Origin of the sequence: Burkholderia sp. L27(2015) (assembly GCF_009765705.1) — a bacterium.
Lineage (GTDB): Bacteria > Pseudomonadota > Gammaproteobacteria > Burkholderiales > Burkholderiaceae > LMUX01.
Genome location: NZ_LMUX01000017.1, coordinates 691,723 through 708,937 on the forward strand (window position 1 = coordinate 691,723; position 17,215 = coordinate 708,937).

The window sequence follows — 17,215 nt, forward strand, 5'->3', positions numbered from 1 at the left end:
CTGGTTCGACATCAACTCATTTTGCTTGATTCTGAGCAAAACCAGGCGATCCTCACGCCCTACGGCTATCGCTTGCTCGAGATGTTATCGAGTTGGTCTTGTTCCGACCGGTTCTTCTAGTGCCGTAGAGCGGTGACATAGGGCACGAGCGCGCAGCCCAGGCAATCCAGCTCATGCAGCGCTCGTAAGCGTTACGCCTATGCTCACATACGTTTGTATAAACAAACTATACGTTCTCCAAATTTTTAAATACCTTTTGCTATCTTGCGGACCCCATTGGGCTGTCGTGTAATCGCAGCCAGACCCATAGCTTGCACGGAGACCCTGTCACCCATGCTGAAAATGAGCCTAGCTTTTCCAACGCAGCAGACGCAACTTGACAGCAACGCATTGCAGACCGAACTCGACCTGCGCTGGCTGCACATCCTGAGGTCGCTGCAGACTGATGGGGTCGATGCCAAGCCATCGCATCAATGCGATCGCCGCCGCGGCCGCGGTGCACCCGGGCAAACGCAACCGAAAAACCGGTACCAGGTCAACACCCAAATTGAAGTCCTTGATCGACCCAGTCAATTCTGCGCTCTCATATCTTGGCGAGATTCAACACGTTGCAGTTACTGCTATCAACTCTGGCGACGGGCCGTCTCGAAGAAGGCGGGGTTTTGCGCCATCAGCGGCGACCCAATCAATCGCGGAGACGAAATCTTTCGTCCATGCGTGAGGAACACCATCCCGTTGAACGCCTCGGCAATGATACTCGCTACCCACATTGACCTTGTGCAGGTTGCAGCGTCGTAGCCGACGCCATCATGCGCCGTCTGATTCATGCGGGCCATCTTATGCATCAAATCATCCACTCTCCATTGAGGTTCAAGTCATGTTGGAAAAGGTAATCGGCACGAAGCTGGACACATGGGCAAACCACATCCGAACCGAAATGAATTTGCCGGTGCGCCTTAAGCTATGGTCAGGCAGAAACTATGACCTCGGTACGTTTGATGCTCCTCGGGTACAACTTCGCGTCAATGATGTTGCAGCCATTGGCGCGTTTCTCAACCCCAGCCTGGACGCACTGGGTTCGGCGTATGTTCGGCAAAGCATAGACATCGACGGCAAGATTGCCGACATCATTGAAGTCGCTTACACGCTGGCGTCGCTGCCGACTCAAGATATGGGACTCGCCCGTAAGGTTCTCAAGCGCTTTACCCATACGCGCAAGGAGGACAAGGAATCGATCCAGTATCACTATGACGTATCGAACGAGTTCTATCAGCTCTGGCTGGATAAGCGGATGGTCTACTCGTGCGGCTATTTCGAGCGGGGTGATGAAACGCTGGACGACGCGCAGAGAAAAAAGATCGACCATATTCTGTCGAAGATCAGGCTGCAGCATGGTCAGACGCTCCTCGATATCGGCTGCGGTTGGGGGGCTCTGGTTATCCGTGCGGCACAGAAATTCCAGGCGCGTTGCGTGGGCGTCACGCTTTCCGAAAAGCAATATGAGCTGGCTTGCCAACGTGTCAAGGAAGCCGGCTTGTCCGATCTGGTAGAGATCAGGTTGCAAGACTACCGGGACGTGACCGGCACATTTGATCGAATCACAAGCGTCGGTATGTTCGAGCACGTCGGGCTCGATAACCTCGAGGGGTATTTCTCCAAGATTCATGCCTTGCTGGGGGACGACGGTGTTGCGATGAACCACGGAATTACCTCGACAGACCCGAATAATGGCGACTCTCCTGCTGGCGGAGGCACGTTCATCGATCAATATGTGTTTCCGGCCGGCGAACTCCCGCACATATCGTTGGCTCTGCGCGCAATGCAGGCTGGCGGTCTCGAAGCACTGGACGTGGAAAACCTAAGGCGCCATTATGTGAAAACGCTGGACGAGTGGACCCGGCGATTTGAAGGAGAGACCGAGCTCATCCGACAGATGGTTGGCGAAACGAAATACCGCATTTGGCGAGTTTATCTGGCCGGCTGCGCGCAGGCATTTGCTCAGGACAATGTATCTATCTTTCAGATCGTCTGTCAGAAATCGCAACAGCCGGCCAACACCATCCCCTGGTCACGGCATCACATGTATCGATGAGTGCGGCATGAGCGCTGCACAAGCGGCTAGATGAGCACCTTGGATAGCCACCCGTGCGTGCCTGGCGCCTGCCAGGCACGCATTTCGTTACGCAGTAACGCAGCACGCATCGATCAAGTAACGGATCATCGCTCGTGTTGCTTGACGCTATCTGCGATAGAGCAGTCCGTAGCCATCTGCAATGCAGGACTCACCTCATCGATCATGATCTCGCTATCCCCTCACAAAAATCTTCGAACCCGGGTGCGTAGCCAAGCAGCGCGTCTGGTGGTACCGAAACCTATCGACCGCGCGAGTCAGATACGCCACCTCGCGCTGGTTTGGCTCGCCGGCAGTGTTATGTTGGGCCTGGTGACTTATCTATGCATCGAGCTCCATCTTGACGAGTCTGCGTCCAAGTGTGTTTTTCTCGCTGCTGTTGTATTCGTGTCTCTGATGGACAGTGGCATTTCGTCCTTCGTATTCTGCATGATCACCAACTTCTACATTGATCTCGTCTTCACCAGGCCGATATTTGCCCTGCATCTTCCGGACAAAACCGACCTGCCGACACTGGGAAGTTTCCTCTTTGCTTCATTGGTTATCACAGCACTGACGCGCCGTACTCGTTCCGTGACCGAGCTTCAGCGTGAACAAGCCCGGCTTCTCGACCTCACGCACGACACAGTGATCGTGCGCGATATGGGCAATGTGATCATGTATTGGAATTGCGGCGCCGAAAAGCTCTACGGGTGGAGCAAGGATGAAGCCATCGGCGAGGTAGTGCACAGCCTTCTACGCACTCGGTTCCCCGCTTCTCTGGAGGAAATTACCTCCACGTTGCTGCACACGGGGCGCTGGGAGGGTGAACTCATGCACAAAAAGCATGACGGTTCTGAAGCCGTGATCGCAAGTCGATGGTCTTTGCAGCGCAGTGGCAGCGGCCGGCCACTCGCTACGATCGAAACGGGAAATGACATTACAGCGCGCAAGCAGTGTGAAGAGGCCCTGCGCCAATGCCAGGCAACCTATCTGGCCGAGGCCCAGAAGCTGAGCAGCACCGGCAGCTTCGGGTGGGAGGCCGGCACCGGAGAGGTATTTTGGTCAGAGCAGACGTTCCGGATTTTCGAATATAGCCCGGACATCACGCCCACCCTCGATCTGATCTTGCAGCGCGTATACCCGTGTGATCTTGATCGTGTGAAACAAACGATCAAACAGGTGATCGCATCCTTGGACGACCTTGATTTCGAACATCGCCTGCTGATGCCGGACGGATCCGTGAAATACCTCCACGTCGTCGCGCGAGCGATGCATGCAGAGTCGAATCGGCTGCAATATGCAGGCGCGGTCATGGATGTGACCGCAGCGAGACTGGCGGAGAAGCGCTTGCACGACGCCCAGAGTGAACTCGCCCGCGTAAGCCGCGCGACTACGCTCGACGAACTGAGCGCGTCTATTGCTCACGAAGTCAGCCAGCCACTAGCGGCGATCGTCGCCAACGGCGAGGCGTGCCTGCGATGGCTCGAGCACGACCCCGCTCGGCCCGAAAAAGTCCGCGCGAGTGTTATCCGGGTCATTAACGACGGCCAGCGTGCCAGCGAGGTTATCCGCCGCATCCGACTGCTGGCTACCAAAGGCACCGGGCATAGAGCGCCGCTGGAATTCAATGATGTGATCAACGACGTGATCCCTCTGACGCGCAGTGAGATTCTGAGTCATCAGGTTACATTGCGCGTGCAACTGGCACCGTCATTGCCTCCCTTGCTCGGTGACCCTCTCCAGTTGCAGCAGGTGCTCATCAACCTGATCATGAATGGCCTGCAGTCGATGGACGGCATCAACGATCGAGTCCGCGAGCTCACCATCGAATCGGATCGAGACGAGCAGGGAAATGTGGTTTTCGAGGTGCGCGATAGCGGTACCGGTGTGAGCCCGGAGAACGCGGGCGAACTGTTCAATGCCTTTTTCAGTACAAAACCGCATGGCATGGGGATGGGGCTGACCATCTGTCGCTCGATCATCGAAGCCCACGGAGGCAAAATCTGGGTTTTCAATAATTCGCAATGCGGTGTTACGTTCCGGTGCGCGCTGCCACCCTTCGAGGCGGCTTCGGATAGTTGGCCAGCCTACCGCGATCAAAGATAGGCCGCCGACCCGCGAGCCCGCTGCCGCCGGATCCCTACGCGCGGCTCGGGAAGCACCTGCTGCAGCATCCGGACGAGGTCGGGGACGCAGCGAGCGTCCAGCTTGCGCATGGCCTGCGAACGATACAGCTTCACTGTGACTTCGCTCAGTGCCAATCGATCCGCAATTTGCTTGTTCATCAGTCCCTCTGCAACCAAAGAGACGATCTCCCTCTCACGCGGCGTGAGGGACTCGTAACTGCGACGAATACAAGCTACGACCTGCTCCTCATGTCTCAACTCCCCGTCCAGCCGCAGTGCGGCGGAGATTGAGTCAAGCAGGTCCTGAGCGTGAAACGGCTTCGTTATAAAATCGAAAGCCCCTGCCTTCATCGCCCTCACCGACATCGCGACGTCGCCGTGGGCCGTTAAAAATATAATCGGCGGCCTTATCTTGTCCTTGAACTTTTCCTGGTGGAGCGTGATGCCGCTCACCCCGCGCAAGCGCACGTCCAGGATCAGACAACTCGGAACATCGGGCCTCGAGAAATCAAAGAAACGGTCTGGTGAATCGAACGCCCGGACCTCAATGCCAACCGAATGGAGGAGGTCCGACAAGGAGTTTCGAATCGACTCGTCATCATCGATCACGTAGACCAACGCACCCGACAAATATTCCTGTTGCTTTTCCATGGTCGCCTGTTTCATTGCCTCTCCCTGCTGAAATTTCCGTTGCAGAAATCGATCGTCTTCATCATCGGATGATCGCACTTCTGGCATAGGCTAAGGCTTGCTGCAGACGTTCGCGTTACTGTGTAACGTTGTGCTCACTGATTTGGCGATCACTTGACCGCCGGGAAATTAACGCCCGTATCATTGTTGACGTGATTGAACGCGGAGCGGTCTCAGCAAACCTGCTGGTGATGCCAAGCAATGGAGACTATGCATGACGACTGCGTCTTTCCTGATCGCCGTCGCGGCGGCGGGGTTGATGGGTTTCGCTAACCAACGCGGCGAAACTTGCACCGTCGCTGCGATCAAAGAGTTCGTGACCACTGGGCGAGCGAGCCGGTTCGCAGCGTTGATTGAGGTATCGATCTGGTGCTGCGGCGGTTTCATCATACTCAACGGTCTTGGATGGCTTGCGACAAAACCTGTCGACTACGAGATCGGGAGTCTGACCGTGATCGGTGCCGTGGTATTCGGCATTGGCGCGGCGGTAAACCGCGCGTGCATCTTCGGTACCGTCGCACGTCTGGGCTCGGGCGAGTGGGCCTACATAGGTACGCCACCCGGCTTTTATCTGGGCACGCTTGCCGCACTGTATTTACCCGAGCCACCAACGTCCACGCGGGCATCCATCGTATTCGCGGCGGCGAACTGGCAAGTGGCGATTGTCGTCGTGCTCGTCTTCATCAGAGTCTGGTCGCATAAACTAGCCATAAGCCAAGCGGATCGAAGCGTGCTGCAACACGTCTGGTCTCCCCATGTCGCAACAACCATCATCGGAATTGCGTTTCTCTTCGCGTTCGCGGCTGCAGGCAACTGGACTTACACAGAAGTTCTCGTCGACCTGGCCCGCCACACGAACTGGACGCATCGCGCTGAGCTGGCTTACAGCCCCGACTCGCACTTGCGCTTGAGGCTCGTCCTCGGCGTCGCCCTATTGTTAGGGGCAGTCGTCGGCGGCTTGACGGCCCGGCGTATTCAACTAATCCTTCCAAGCGTCAGGGACGTCGGCCGCCGTCTCGCCGGCGGCATGTTGATGGGTTTTGGAGCCGCGTTGATTCCTGGAGGAAATACGGCATTGGCACTGATCGGCGTGCCCATGCTTTATCCCTACGCGTGGCTCGCTCTCGCCATCATCTGCGTGACGATTTACCTTTTCGTTCGAATCACGGGGCAAACAGCGCGCTAACAGACACTAACTTCCATGCCTTCATGACAAGTGGAACGCATCGTGACCACGCTCACTGTCTCGCCCTGATCAAAGGTGTATTGGAAAAACCGAGATGCTGCACCCAAGGCATTTGCTCTACCATTTACCGTACACAAACAACACCGCAGGATAGAAAGAACACCATGGACCTTTCCTCAATCCGGCAGTGCGCCTTTGCGATGCCCGTTCATAATCCCGCCTACCCTCGCCCGCCGTTTCGGTTTCTCAATCGCGAGTACTTCATCATTTCGTACGAGACCGACATGGACGTACTGCGCGCCATCGTGCCCGAACCGTTGACACCGGAAAATGCGCTGGTTCATTACGAATTCATTCGCATGCCGGATTCGTCAGGCTTCGGTGATTACACGGAAAGCGGTCAGGTGATTTCCGTGCGCGATCAGCAAGGCCGTCTCGGCAACTACACGCACTCGATGTATCTCGACGACGAAGGCCCGATCGCGGGTGGCCGAGAAATCTGGGGCTTTCCGAAGAAACTAGCGCACCCCAGGCTGGGCGTCGACGGCAACGACACGCTGCTCGGCACGCTCGATTACGGCACGCAACGCATCGCAACCGGCACGATGGGCTACAAGCATCGGCCGCTCGATCTGGAAGTCGAGCGCTGCAAGCTTGCGGATACGCCGAACTATCTACTCAAAGTGATTCCGCATGTCGACGGCACCGTGCGCATCTGCGAATTGGTGCGTTTCTATCTGCGCGACGTGACCGTACTCGGCGCATGGAGCGGTCCGGCTGCGCTCGAGCTGCATTCGCATGCGCTGGCGCCGATCGCGGACCTGCCGGTGCGTCGCGTGGTTGGCGCGCGTCATGTGATTGCCAACCTCACGCTGGATGTCGGCGAAGTCGCATTCGACTATCTTGCGCCCGAAGCCGTATTGGAATCGCCTTGCGAGGCTTCGGCGAAATCATCTCGCGAGGCTTCGCCAAAATCGCCTGCCGACGCGCGGGGACTCGCCGTCAATCGTTAATCCATCTTTCGGGGAACCACTATGTCTGTACAAAACAAAGTCGCCGTCGTCACGGGCGCAGCAAGCGGAATCGGTGAGCAATGCGCGCGCAAGCTGGCCAGCCTGGGCGCCGCCGTCGTGATCGCCGATCTGAATCTCGACCATGCACAGAAGGTCGCGGACAGCATCATCGCTACCGGCGGCAAAGCGCTTGCGATCTCAATGGACGTGACTAGCGAAGAAGCCGTCAACGCCGGCATTGAACGCGCGGCAAAAGAGTTAGGCGGCATCGATATCCTCGTGTCGAATGCGGGAATCCAGATCGTCGCGCCGATAGAAGACTACGCATACGCCGACTGGCGGAAGATGCTCGATATCCATCTCGACGGCGCGTTCCTTACGACGAAGGCCGCGATCAAGCATATGTATGCGGGCAAGCGCGGCGGCTCGATCGTCTACATGGGCTCCGTGCATTCGCATGAAGCGTCGCAACTGAAGTCGGCCTACGTCACCGCGAAACACGGCTTGCTCGGTCTCGCGCGTGTCGTGGCCAAAGAAGGCGGCCCGCGCGGTGTGCGCGCGAACGTCGTATGCCCGGGGTTTGTCCGCACGCCGCTCGTCGACAAGCAGATCCCCGAGCAGGCCAAGGCACTCGGTATCAGTGAGGCAGAAGTCGTCAAGAACGTGATGTTGAAGGAAACGGTCGACGGCGAATTCACGACGGTGGAAGACGTCGCGAACACGGTCGCGTTTCTCGCGGGTTTCGAGTCGGCCGCATTGACCGGTCAATCGATCATTGTCAGTCACGGCTGGTCCATGCAATAAGGAGCATATATGCGCAACGACACACAGAAAATCAGCGCACAGCGCAATGCATTTGCGTTGCCGCGCTACGACGAGATCGCGCTCGTGCTGCAAGGCGGCGGTGCGCTTGGCTCGTATCAGGCAGGTGTTGTAGAAGGACTCGCCGAAGCGAAGGTCGAGCCGGACTGGATCGCCGGCGTCTCGATCGGCGCGTTGAATACCGCGATCATCGCGGGCAATCCGCCGGAAAAGCGCGTCGAAGCGTTGCGTGGTTTCTGGAGTGCGATCTGCCATCCGCTCGACTGGATGGGTAGCGCCAGTGCGCTGGCGCTACCGGGGCTGGGCCTGCACGAGCTGTCGCGCAAGTGGGCCAGCATGTGGGCAGCCGGCCGTGCGCTGACCGAAGGGCAACCGGGGTTTTTTGTGCCACGCTTTCCGTTGCCTATGGCGGGCATGGGCAAATTCGATCCGAGCTGCGTGAGCTACTACGACACAGCGGCGCTCAAAGCAACGTTGCTGGCGTTTGCCGATTTCGACCGTATCAACGATGGCGGCATACGCGTGTCAGTGGGTGCGGTGAATGTTCGCACCGGCAACCTCACGTATTTCGACAACAGGAAGATACGGCTCGTGCCCGAGCATTTCATGGCATCGGGCGCGCTGCCGCCTGGCTTTCCGGCCGTCGAGATCGAAGGCGAATACTATTGGGACGGAGGTCTCGTCTCGAACACGCCGCTGACTGAAGTGCTGCGCGATTCGGATCATAAAGATACATTGGTCTTCCAGGTCGACCTGTGGCGCGCACAAGGCAATGCGCCGGGTGACTTCATGGACGTATCGGAACGCGCGAAAGACATTCAGTATTCGAGCCGTACGCGCGCGGTCACAAACATGCTCGCTGTGCGTCAAAAGCACGCACGCTTTATCAAGGAATTGCTCGAGCATGTGCCCTCTTCGGTGCTGAAGGCGGATCCGCTGTTTCGCCTCGCCGAACGGGCCGCCGATGGCAGCGCGATCAACGTTGTGCATCTGATCTACAAGAACAAACCCTATGAAGGGCATTACAAGGACTACGAGTTCAGTATCGATACGATGCTCGAACACTGGCAAAGCGGCCTCGACGACATACGCGATTCGTTCGCGCACCGTGAATGGTTCGACTTGCCGAGCCGCGAACAGGGTTTCGTCACGCATGATGTGCACCGTCCGGCGGGGTCGGTGCCGGAGTCCGACAGATGCGAGATCGAGACGGCTGCCGGCGAAGTTGTGAGCGTCGGTAAGGTTGGCAAGGAAGCCGCGTGAGCCTCTGAACATGCCGCCTGCCACAAGCCTTGACCGGCGCGGTGAATGCGCTGCTCAGGGCGGCGGTGGCAGGCTATGAGTTGCAGGCCATACGGAGAACCACCGCGGCAGCTCCTTGGACAATCTATGCGTGTGCTTCTACGATCGCATCGGCCTTCTCGTGGAGGCCTTGCCCAAAAAACCGCACGCAAAGCTCAATCAGCGAGCGGCACCGAGCCGACGTGAATTCCCGGTCCGGATAAAACAGGCACAACTCGACCCGCGTGTCGTCAAACCCGCCCGCCAAAAGCACACGTTCTAGCTGGCCGCCGGCGAGATCGGCTGCGACTGTCTCTTCGGGAATCCAGGCAATGCCCATCCCTGCAAGCGCGAAGGTTCGCAAAATTAGATCGCTGCCTTCGATCACTGTGGACGCACGAGCCGCAAGGCGGCGGCCGCGATGCAAGGTCTCAAACGCGCCATCGCTGCCATCGCGACCATCGCCATTGACCAATATCCCGTGATCCTGAAAGTCGTCGACCGAATCGACGGGGCCGCAAGCCGCGAGATACGAAGGCGACGCGACCAGAACCCGCCGACTGTGTCGCAGCGTACGCCGGATTACGCTTGCCTGCCCCACGAAATCGGCTGGAAGTATGCCGATGTCAAAGGTGCCAGCCAGCAGATTGACGGCGCAATCACTCACACTGACTACAAGGCGTACATCGGGTGCGTTTGCACGATGCTCCCGTACCAGTCGCGACAACATCTCGGGGGCAATCATCGGATGCACGACCAAGCGCAACTCTCCCGCGTTGGTGCATCGTTCCTGCGCAATACGGCGATGCGCCTCGTCCAGCTCCTCCAGCAGCCGCACGCAACTATGAAAGTAATTCCTAGCATCTTCGGTGAGCGTAACGGTGCGCGTCGTGCGGTATAGCAGGCGCGTCTGAACGCGGGCCTCTAGATCTGCGATTGCACGCGACACCGCACAACATGAAACGCCTAGCGTTTGCGCGGCCTTGCTAAAACTCTGGAGGCGAGCAGTCGTGACGAACGCTCGCAACGTGGTCAGTTGATCCATGTGATCCTCATTGACGGCTACAAAACGATGGTTCGCCGAACCGGGACATCGATCAGATTTTCCGTTGATGAGCATGCACCAACTTGACCCCGAGCTCGGTTGTTCGTCTGGGTTGTTTCTATCAGAAACGTTAACGTCAATTCGCTGCCGGCGGTAGTCTACGAAGCGGTAGTTTTGCACTACGCAGGGTAAGGTCAGGTTAACCCTTGGTATAGCGGCCGCTTCTCGGATCGGGACATCACGGCAGGGCATCAGACCAGGGACATAGGCGCCGCCGTGCTCTACCCTATAAAATGACGGTTATTGTCTTTGCAAGGATCACCATGCCTCCTTTGGATTGGCTCAGTCGGCTGCTTGTCATGATGCCGGTCAGCGGTCAGCTTGAAATCCACTGCTCTTACGGCGCACCGTGGCGGGTCTCCTACGAGCGCTCCGATGCAGGAGAGATGCCCTATCACGTCGTGCTTGGGGGAACCGCCGTGCTGCAGATTCCGGACGGTGGTGCGGCGGTACAACTCGCGGCGGGGGATATCGTCCTGCTCTCTCACGGCTCCGAACACTACCTTCACGACGGCAGCGGTGCCGCGCCCTCGCCAGCCCGCTTGCGTGAGAATTTGAACGTGATACTGAGTGAAAACGCGGGAACCGGCGAACACCTGGATATGCTCTGCGGCCGCTTCGTTCTGCCACCCCCGCATGATCGCTTGATGCGCGACTATTTTCCCGCCGCACTCGTAGTGCGAACCTCTGCGCAAAACGATGCCTCCACGCAGAGCGCGACTTCGGTCCTGTTGACCACCTTGGTGGGGCTGATGCGCGCAGAGTCGGCCACATTCAGCGTTGGCGGTCATGCGATGCTCAACGCTTTTTCAGCGGCGCTTTTCGCGCTCACGCTGCGTATGGCCAGCGAGTCTGACCAGGCGCCTTTCGGGCTGTTGGCACTGGCGGCAAACCCACGCCTCGCGCCAGCGCTGACGGCGATGTTCAACCAGCCTGCGCACCCTTGGACACTCCCTGAGTTGGCGCAGCTCTGCAATATGTCGCGTGCGACTTTGATTCGTCACTTTCAGGACAAAGTGGGACGTTCAGCCAACGACATGCTGACTGACATTCGAATGACGCTCGCGGCCAACGAATTGAAGAAGCCATCGACTTCCACCGAATCGGTGGCCGAAATCGTTGGCTATCAATCCCTTGCGGCGTTTAGGCGAGCCTTCACGCAACGCATGGGCATGACACCCGGGGATTGGCGCCGCTCAATGCGCGAACCCGTGCGCGAAACCACGCGTGAACGAGCCGGCGAACCAACGGGTGGGCCCAATTAACCCATGCCGAAACCTCGGCATCCTGATCAAACTTTCTCCGGCAGAAACCGGCTCGCCCAGGTCGAAATCATCGCTGCGGCGTAGTCTGCATCGGCCCTGTTCGTCAGCAAATGATCGGCCCCGTCCAGAGAAATGAAACTCTTGGGATGCTTGGCTGCGGCAAAGATACGCCCGGCATTGTCGATCCCGACCGTCGAATCGATCGCCGAGTGCATGACCAACAGTGGCACACGCAACTGTGCGATCCGCGATGCCAGATCGTGACGCGCCAAGTCTTCGACGAAGCTTTTGCGCACGACAAAAGGGCGACCGGCCAGCAATACCTCCGCTTCCCCTTGCGCGTCGATGGTCTCTAGACTTCCTTGGTCGAATTGATGCAGGACATGCTTGACATCGTAAGGTGCGCCTATGGTAGCCACCGCACGGATGCCTGGCATCTCGCTCGCCGCCATCAGGACAGCCGCCCCACCCAAGCTGTGGCCGATGAGGATCGAAACGGGTCTACCTTCTCTGGCCATCGCGCTACCCGCTGCGACCAGATCGTCCACGTCCGCCGCGAAAGTGGCGTCGGCGAAACGTCCTCCGCTGCTGCCCAGCCCCGCGAAATCGAAACGAAGAACCCCGATGCCGCGAGACGCCAACGCGCGCGCCACACGGGTAGCCGCCAAGCTATCCTTCCCGCACGTAAAGCAGTGGGCAAGTATGGCCCATCCTGAAGGCGTGGTGCCGGTCGCGGTGGGGTTCGCATTGGCGTTATCAGTGGCGTTATCAGGCAGATCCAATTTGCCTGATAACCGATAACCTCGGGGCCCTTCGAATTCAAAATTTCTCACGCTCATAAGTCGATCCCTTGCTGGTGAAGAGGCACGCGGCGGCCCTCATCAGGCGACCTTCTGCGAGATCTCGCCCTGTCGCGTGTCGGCGTAGCCGGCAGCGCGGATGGCGGCGAACTCGTTCGCTATCGCCTGGCTGTCAAGAGCGCATGGATTTCGGATACGACGGCAGCGCCTTCGCCGACGGCCGATGAAACGCGTTTAATTGAAGTCGAACGTACGTCACCTATCGCAAACACGCCCGGAACACTTGTCTCGAAGCGATATGCCGTGGACTGCGTCGAACCCGAGCCGGTAACGACAAAACCTCGGTCATCGACTTCTACTCCGCACCCCTGCAGCCACCCGGCGGCCGGCTCAGCGCCCGTAAAGAGAAAGAGGTGACGGGTCGACACTTGCGTATGGGCCCCGCTCGAACAAAAATTAACCTCCGTCAGCCCATCCTCATCCGACGTAACCGATTCTATCGTTGAACTGCTGTGCAGGGTGACGTTGGCAAACCTGCTCACGCGATCGATCAGATAGCGAGACATTGTCTCATGTAGGCCGTCGCGCCGAATCAGCACGTGAATGTGCCTCGCATAGCTCGCCAGAAAGACGATCGCCTGCCCAGCGGAATTCCCCCCTCCCACAAGCACAATTTCCGACCCTTGGCACAGGCGCCCCTCGATCGATGACGCCCAATAATAGACACCGCGGATATCGGACTCGCTGAGACCTTTGATCTGAGGGCGTCGATAAGCCGCGCCCGTCGCTATCACGACCGTTTTTGCAATCGCGCGTCGGCCATCTCGCAGCTCAACCTGGAACGGAGATTGCGCGCAGTGCAGCTTCGCGACTTCAGTGGGCATGACGATTTCCGCGCCGAATTTAACCGCTTGCTCAAAAGCGCGGCTAACGAGCACATGTCCGGAGATACCCGTTGGAAACCCAAGATAATTTTCGATCCGTGCACTGGCACCTGCCTGTCCACCAAACCCCTTAACGTCAAGCACCAGCACAGATAACCCTTCCGACGCAGCGTAAACGGCCGCCGCAAGCCCGGCTGGCCCGGCGCCGACAATCACGGTGTCGTACGTGTTGGTTTCGTTGAAATCGCAGAGTAGGCCCAGCTTCGACGCCAGCCGTATTTCATCGGGATTGTGCAGGATGGAGCCGTCAACCAGAACCACCGAAGGCATCTGCGCCGCTGTGCACGATGTCTTCAAGATGAAGTCGCGCGCGTCATCGTCCGTCACCGGATCGAGGACTCGATGAGGATGATTGACGCGCCGCAGAAAGTCGGCAAGTACGATGAGTCCAGGGTCCGATGCAGAGCCGATCAAGATCGGACCACTACCGTCCTGAATCAGCCCCACGCGCCGCAGGATGAACGCGCGCATGATCTCCGAGCCGAGCTGCGCTTCGGCAATCAGCAGCGCTCGCAGTTGCTCAGGGGCGATGAGGATTGCATCTACGTCGGTCACCGCGACAGCATCGCCAAGGTAGGGCTTTCCACTCAAGGTCGCTGTCTCCCCGAGAAAATGCCCGTTGGCGACCTCCTGAAAAAGGCGCGATTGTCCAAGCCCGTTTCGCACTATCAAGTGGACTGTCCCTTGGGTCAAGATCCGCATACCTGCGCTTTTTTCTCCAGCACGAAATATGACGTCGCCCGCTTTCCAATGCTCCATCGTGCCAAAGCGAGCCGCTTTTGCTATTCGCGTTTCGCTTAACCGGGGATACATCTGATAGCGCCGCAGCTCTATTTGAGTGCGCTGCGCCGCCTCGACGGTCTGGTAATCTTCCGGCGCGACGCGGTTTCCCGGTGCTACGCCGTCGCCTTGCATCGATGCAGTGCTCTTGTCGAGAGCCGACGTTCGGCCTTGAGGTCGTGCACTATCCTTTTCGCTACTGTTTGAATTAGAGCTCATGGTCGCACTTGAAGGCAGCCTACGTGACGATCGGTAGTGCGGTCCGCGGCTACTGTCGACATTTCGTCGCTGCAGGTTCGAATATCTCTAGCTTCGCGCCGAACTTCTCGCATACTTACGCGTCTTCCGTAAGCGCACCCTGCGTGAAGAATCTGAACAATCCCTCTTCGTCCAGCTCACTCAGCAAGTCGGCGGTCTTCTCGTTGATCAGTCGCTCGATCATTTCCGTGATGGTGCAGTCAAAGTGAAATGCGAGACGCTCCACGTTTCGCTTTGTCGAGATGGATACCAAGCAAGTGATACGCTCGTGTTTCCCTCCCACGCCAAGACGCCGCTTGCGATAGCGTCTCTGTCGCTCAGAGTTTGAAAGTGCCATGAGTGATCGATTGGTCTCGCGAATTGTCAGTCCGCAATGTGCGGCGCTCGAGCCTTCCGGTCGTGTTGGATGCTTCAAGTTCTTAGCTCATCAAATTGCATCCCTGGTTTATTAAATATGTAGTACTTAATTTTTAAATCCGTTCCGATAACCGACAAGGAAAAACTCACCCGGTCCCACTCAAGTGCCGGGGCCAGTAAAGAAGAGCAAGCAGTACCGAATTCCTGCGATGCCGTCGACCCGGGATCCCGGGACGACATCGCAGCAGCTCCAAATATCGCGGCCCGTTCCAGCAACCGCAATCGGGAGCGATTTTGCCTACTGAATTAATCCAAGCGCTTATCGGTGTAAACCATAAACTGTATACAGTAACTTGTCAAAAATTTTATTACCGGTTACACAAACGATCTCCACCCTCCTCGAATGCACATTCTTGCATTCGATAGAAGGTGGAGATAAGGCGCGTATTTCTCAGTTCACTACGTTATTACGCTGGTCGGGCAGGCAGGTTCGATAGGAGCGCGCCGAATCCCTCAGCGAACGTCAGGTGCGAGATCACCGCATCGCGAAGCTTCTGATACGGCAGGTCTGCCAACATCGCCGTCTGCATCGCAGCCATCACTTCGCCCGCTTCTGAGCCTATCATCGTGAAGCCCAGGATGCGGTCGTGGTCCGCACCAACCAGCACTTTCATAAAGCCCTCCGTCTCGTCGGTCGCCAGGGTTCGCAGTACCTTGCTCATTGGCAGCTTCGCGACGCGAACCGCGATGCCCTGACGCTGTGCTTCGCGCTCGTTCAGCCCGACATGTGCCAACGGCGGGTCGGTGAACATCGTGTACGGGACCAATCGGTCGCTCGTCTTGCGGTTCCCGCCGGCCAGGTTGTCCCGCACGATCCTGAAGTCGTCCACCGATACGTGCGTGAACTGCGGACTGCCCGCTGCCTCTCCGATCGCCCAGACACCAGGCGTCACTGCCTGCAGTCTCTCATTCACACGAATGTAGCCCCGTTCATTCAGTTCAATGCCGGCTTTTTCCAGCCCGATACCGGCTGTGTTTGGAATACGTCCTGCTGCGACGAGAAGGTCACTGCCTTCGATCACCTGCTCGCCCGAAGCTGTGCGCAGGACAACACGGACGCTCTTGCCCGAGCGGCCTTCCACCTTCGCCACTTGAGCGCTCAATATCACTTCGATCCCCTCCGCGCGCAGAATGCCCAGCATCTGCTCGGCAACGTCTACGTCTTCACGGCCCATTAGCTGTGCACCGTGTTCGACGATCGTCACGCGGCTGCCGAAGCGGTGGTAAGCCTGCGCCATCTCGATGCCGATGTAACCTCCACCGAGCACAACCAAATGCGCCGGCGCATAGTCGAGCTCCAGGGCGCCAATATGGGTCAGTGGTTCGGCAGCCTGCAGTCCCGGAACGTCAGGAATGGCAGCGTGCGTTCCGACGTTGACGACCACTTGGTCGCCGCTAAGCGTGCGCGTTCCGCCATCGTTAAGCTGGACTTCGATCGTCTTCGGTCCGACAAACTTACCGCTGCCCATGACCAGCTCGGCGCCGCTCGATGCATACGCCTGAAGATGAAGTCCGACTTCGAGCTCAACCATGCCGCGTTTGCGTTCACGCACTTTTGCCATGTCGACACTGACGGAGCCGGTGATCGTGCCGAAGTCAGCTGCATGTCGCGCCAGATACGCAACGCGTGCACTCCAGATTTCGTTCTTGCTCGGAAGGCACGCAACCGCCGGGCATGAACCGCCCACCCACTGCCGTTCGACGACAGCCACGCGCTGGCCCGATCGCCCCAGGTGCCACGCCAGCAGCTTGCCACCCTGGCCGCTACCAAGGATCAGCGTATCGAAATGTTCAACTTGAGACATGACATTCTCCAATTCGAGTAAAGGTTCAGTGGGCCCGGTGCAGCCATCGCCTATCTAGCGACAGCCTCCTCGTCTAGCCGCGGTCATGGTCGGGCCCGCATTCGATGGCATTCCAAAATCGTCACACTCCATAACCGCGTGCCATGGCCTACTTAATGATCGCATTTCCTGCCTGGTGAAATGATCGGCGCAGGCGCATCCGTTACTGTGTAACGCACGCATTCTCGATTTTGCGCTTACTTTTTCGGCGCGAAAATTGGGTCAATGTCGCTGACGCATTAGGTCAATTTCACTGATGCAATTGAATGTTTTGATGAAGAGGGTTATTGCAATGGTCAATGTAATCATGACCCATTGCCTCATGCGAGCAACGACTTCACCAATGTGATAGAAACGCAGCTGTGAATGACGCCTCGGTGTACGGCATGATTGGTCTCGTTTGCTTCTCTGCGTTTGCTTCTCTGCGTTTGATTTCCCCATAGGTACGGCCCAGGCCGGCACCCGTTTAATGAAGGAGGACTTTCGATGAACAAGCACTATCCCAGCGCCCAAGCGGCGCTAGCGGACGTGGTCAAGGATGGCCAGACGTTCGCGGTTGGCGGCTTCGGCC

The 17,215-nt window shown here is 57.9% G+C and carries 14 protein-coding genes and 1 pseudogene; 9 read left to right on the forward strand and 6 right to left on the reverse strand.

Going from position 1 to position 17,215, the window contains the following annotated elements; genetic code table 11:
• Window positions 1-342 precede the first annotated feature (342 nt).
• The 3 genes from GSQ77_RS29980 to GSQ77_RS16685 all read left to right on the forward strand — a co-directional run bounded on the left by GSQ77_RS29980 (window position 343) and on the right by GSQ77_RS16685 (window position 4,219).
• A complete protein-coding gene (locus GSQ77_RS29980) occupies window positions 343-798 on the forward strand; it encodes a DUF3331 domain-containing protein (protein ID WP_367889679.1) in 456 nt (151 codons plus the stop codon).
• A 79-nt stretch (window positions 799-877) separates the two neighbouring features.
• Window positions 878-2,092 carry a cyclopropane-fatty-acyl-phospholipid synthase family protein gene (locus GSQ77_RS16680; RefSeq protein ID WP_158903833.1) on the forward strand — a complete coding sequence of 405 codons (1,215 nt, stop codon included), beginning with the start codon at window positions 878-880 and terminating at the stop codon, window positions 2,090-2,092.
• 204 nt (window positions 2,093-2,296) lie between these two features.
• On the forward strand, window positions 2,297-4,219 hold the full coding sequence (locus GSQ77_RS16685) for an ATP-binding protein (protein WP_216854911.1): 1,923 nt from the start codon (window positions 2,297-2,299) through the stop codon (window positions 4,217-4,219).
• Here GSQ77_RS16685 and GSQ77_RS16690 read toward each other — a convergent pair.
• Window positions 4,210-4,905: a response regulator transcription factor gene (locus tag GSQ77_RS16690; protein WP_174246450.1), complete on the reverse strand. Its 696-nt coding sequence runs from the start codon at window positions 4,903-4,905 to the stop codon at window positions 4,210-4,212. The two genes, GSQ77_RS16685 and GSQ77_RS16690, sit on opposite strands and share 10 nt — an antisense overlap.
• Before the next feature lie 238 nt (window positions 4,906-5,143).
• On the opposite strand from GSQ77_RS16690, the gene GSQ77_RS16695 reads away from it, so the two are divergent.
• The 4 genes from GSQ77_RS16695 to GSQ77_RS16710 all read left to right on the forward strand — a co-directional run bounded on the left by GSQ77_RS16695 (window position 5,144) and on the right by GSQ77_RS16710 (window position 9,213).
• The gene (locus GSQ77_RS16695; RefSeq protein WP_158903835.1) at window positions 5,144-6,115 is read left to right on the forward strand and encodes a YeeE/YedE thiosulfate transporter family protein; all 972 of its coding nucleotides are present in this window, start codon (window positions 5,144-5,146) and stop codon (window positions 6,113-6,115) included.
• 164 nt (window positions 6,116-6,279) lie between these two features.
• Complete coding sequence (locus GSQ77_RS16700; RefSeq protein WP_158903836.1) at window positions 6,280-7,128, forward strand: acetoacetate decarboxylase; 849 nt, start codon at window positions 6,280-6,282, stop codon at window positions 7,126-7,128.
• A gap of 21 nt (window positions 7,129-7,149) precedes the next feature.
• Window positions 7,150-7,932, forward strand: a complete 783-nt coding sequence (locus GSQ77_RS16705; RefSeq protein ID WP_158903837.1) for a 3-hydroxybutyrate dehydrogenase — start codon at window positions 7,150-7,152, stop codon at window positions 7,930-7,932.
• Between the two features lie 9 nt (window positions 7,933-7,941).
• Window positions 7,942-9,213, forward strand: a complete 1,272-nt coding sequence (locus GSQ77_RS16710) for a patatin-like phospholipase family protein (RefSeq protein WP_158903838.1) — start codon at window positions 7,942-7,944, stop codon at window positions 9,211-9,213.
• Window positions 9,214-9,337: 124 nt separating this feature from the next.
• Here the strand turns inward: GSQ77_RS16710 and GSQ77_RS16715 are convergent, their stop codons facing one another.
• Window positions 9,338-10,276: a LysR family transcriptional regulator gene (locus GSQ77_RS16715; protein ID WP_158903839.1), complete on the reverse strand. Its 939-nt coding sequence runs from the start codon at window positions 10,274-10,276 to the stop codon at window positions 9,338-9,340.
• 323 nt (window positions 10,277-10,599) lie between these two features.
• On the opposite strand from GSQ77_RS16715, the gene GSQ77_RS16720 reads away from it, so the two are divergent.
• Window positions 10,600-11,601, forward strand: a complete 1,002-nt coding sequence (locus tag GSQ77_RS16720) for an AraC family transcriptional regulator (protein WP_158903840.1) — start codon at window positions 10,600-10,602, stop codon at window positions 11,599-11,601.
• A 26-nt stretch (window positions 11,602-11,627) separates the two neighbouring features.
• On the opposite strand, the gene GSQ77_RS16725 is transcribed toward GSQ77_RS16720, so the two are convergent.
• The 4 genes from GSQ77_RS16725 to GSQ77_RS16740 all read right to left on the reverse strand — a co-directional run bounded on the left by GSQ77_RS16725 (window position 11,628) and on the right by GSQ77_RS16740 (window position 16,605).
• Window positions 11,628-12,440: a S9 family peptidase gene (locus GSQ77_RS16725; RefSeq protein ID WP_158903841.1), complete on the reverse strand. Its 813-nt coding sequence runs from the start codon at window positions 12,438-12,440 to the stop codon at window positions 11,628-11,630.
• A gap of 119 nt (window positions 12,441-12,559) precedes the next feature.
• A complete protein-coding gene (locus GSQ77_RS16730) occupies window positions 12,560-14,344 on the reverse strand; it encodes an FAD-dependent oxidoreductase (protein WP_254067659.1) in 1,785 nt (594 codons plus the stop codon).
• 115 nt (window positions 14,345-14,459) lie between these two features.
• Window positions 14,460-14,609: a hypothetical protein gene (locus tag GSQ77_RS16735; protein ID WP_158903842.1), complete on the reverse strand. Its 150-nt coding sequence runs from the start codon at window positions 14,607-14,609 to the stop codon at window positions 14,460-14,462.
• A 598-nt stretch (window positions 14,610-15,207) separates the two neighbouring features.
• Window positions 15,208-16,605, reverse strand: coding sequence for an FAD-dependent oxidoreductase (locus GSQ77_RS16740; RefSeq protein ID WP_158903843.1), 1,398 nt, complete (start codon window positions 16,603-16,605; stop codon window positions 15,208-15,210).
• 525 nt (window positions 16,606-17,130) lie between these two features.
• Here GSQ77_RS16740 and GSQ77_RS16745 point away from each other — a divergent pair.
• A pseudogene (locus GSQ77_RS16745) lies at window positions 17,131-17,215 on the forward strand (succinyl-CoA--3-ketoacid-CoA transferase); the annotation flags it as partial.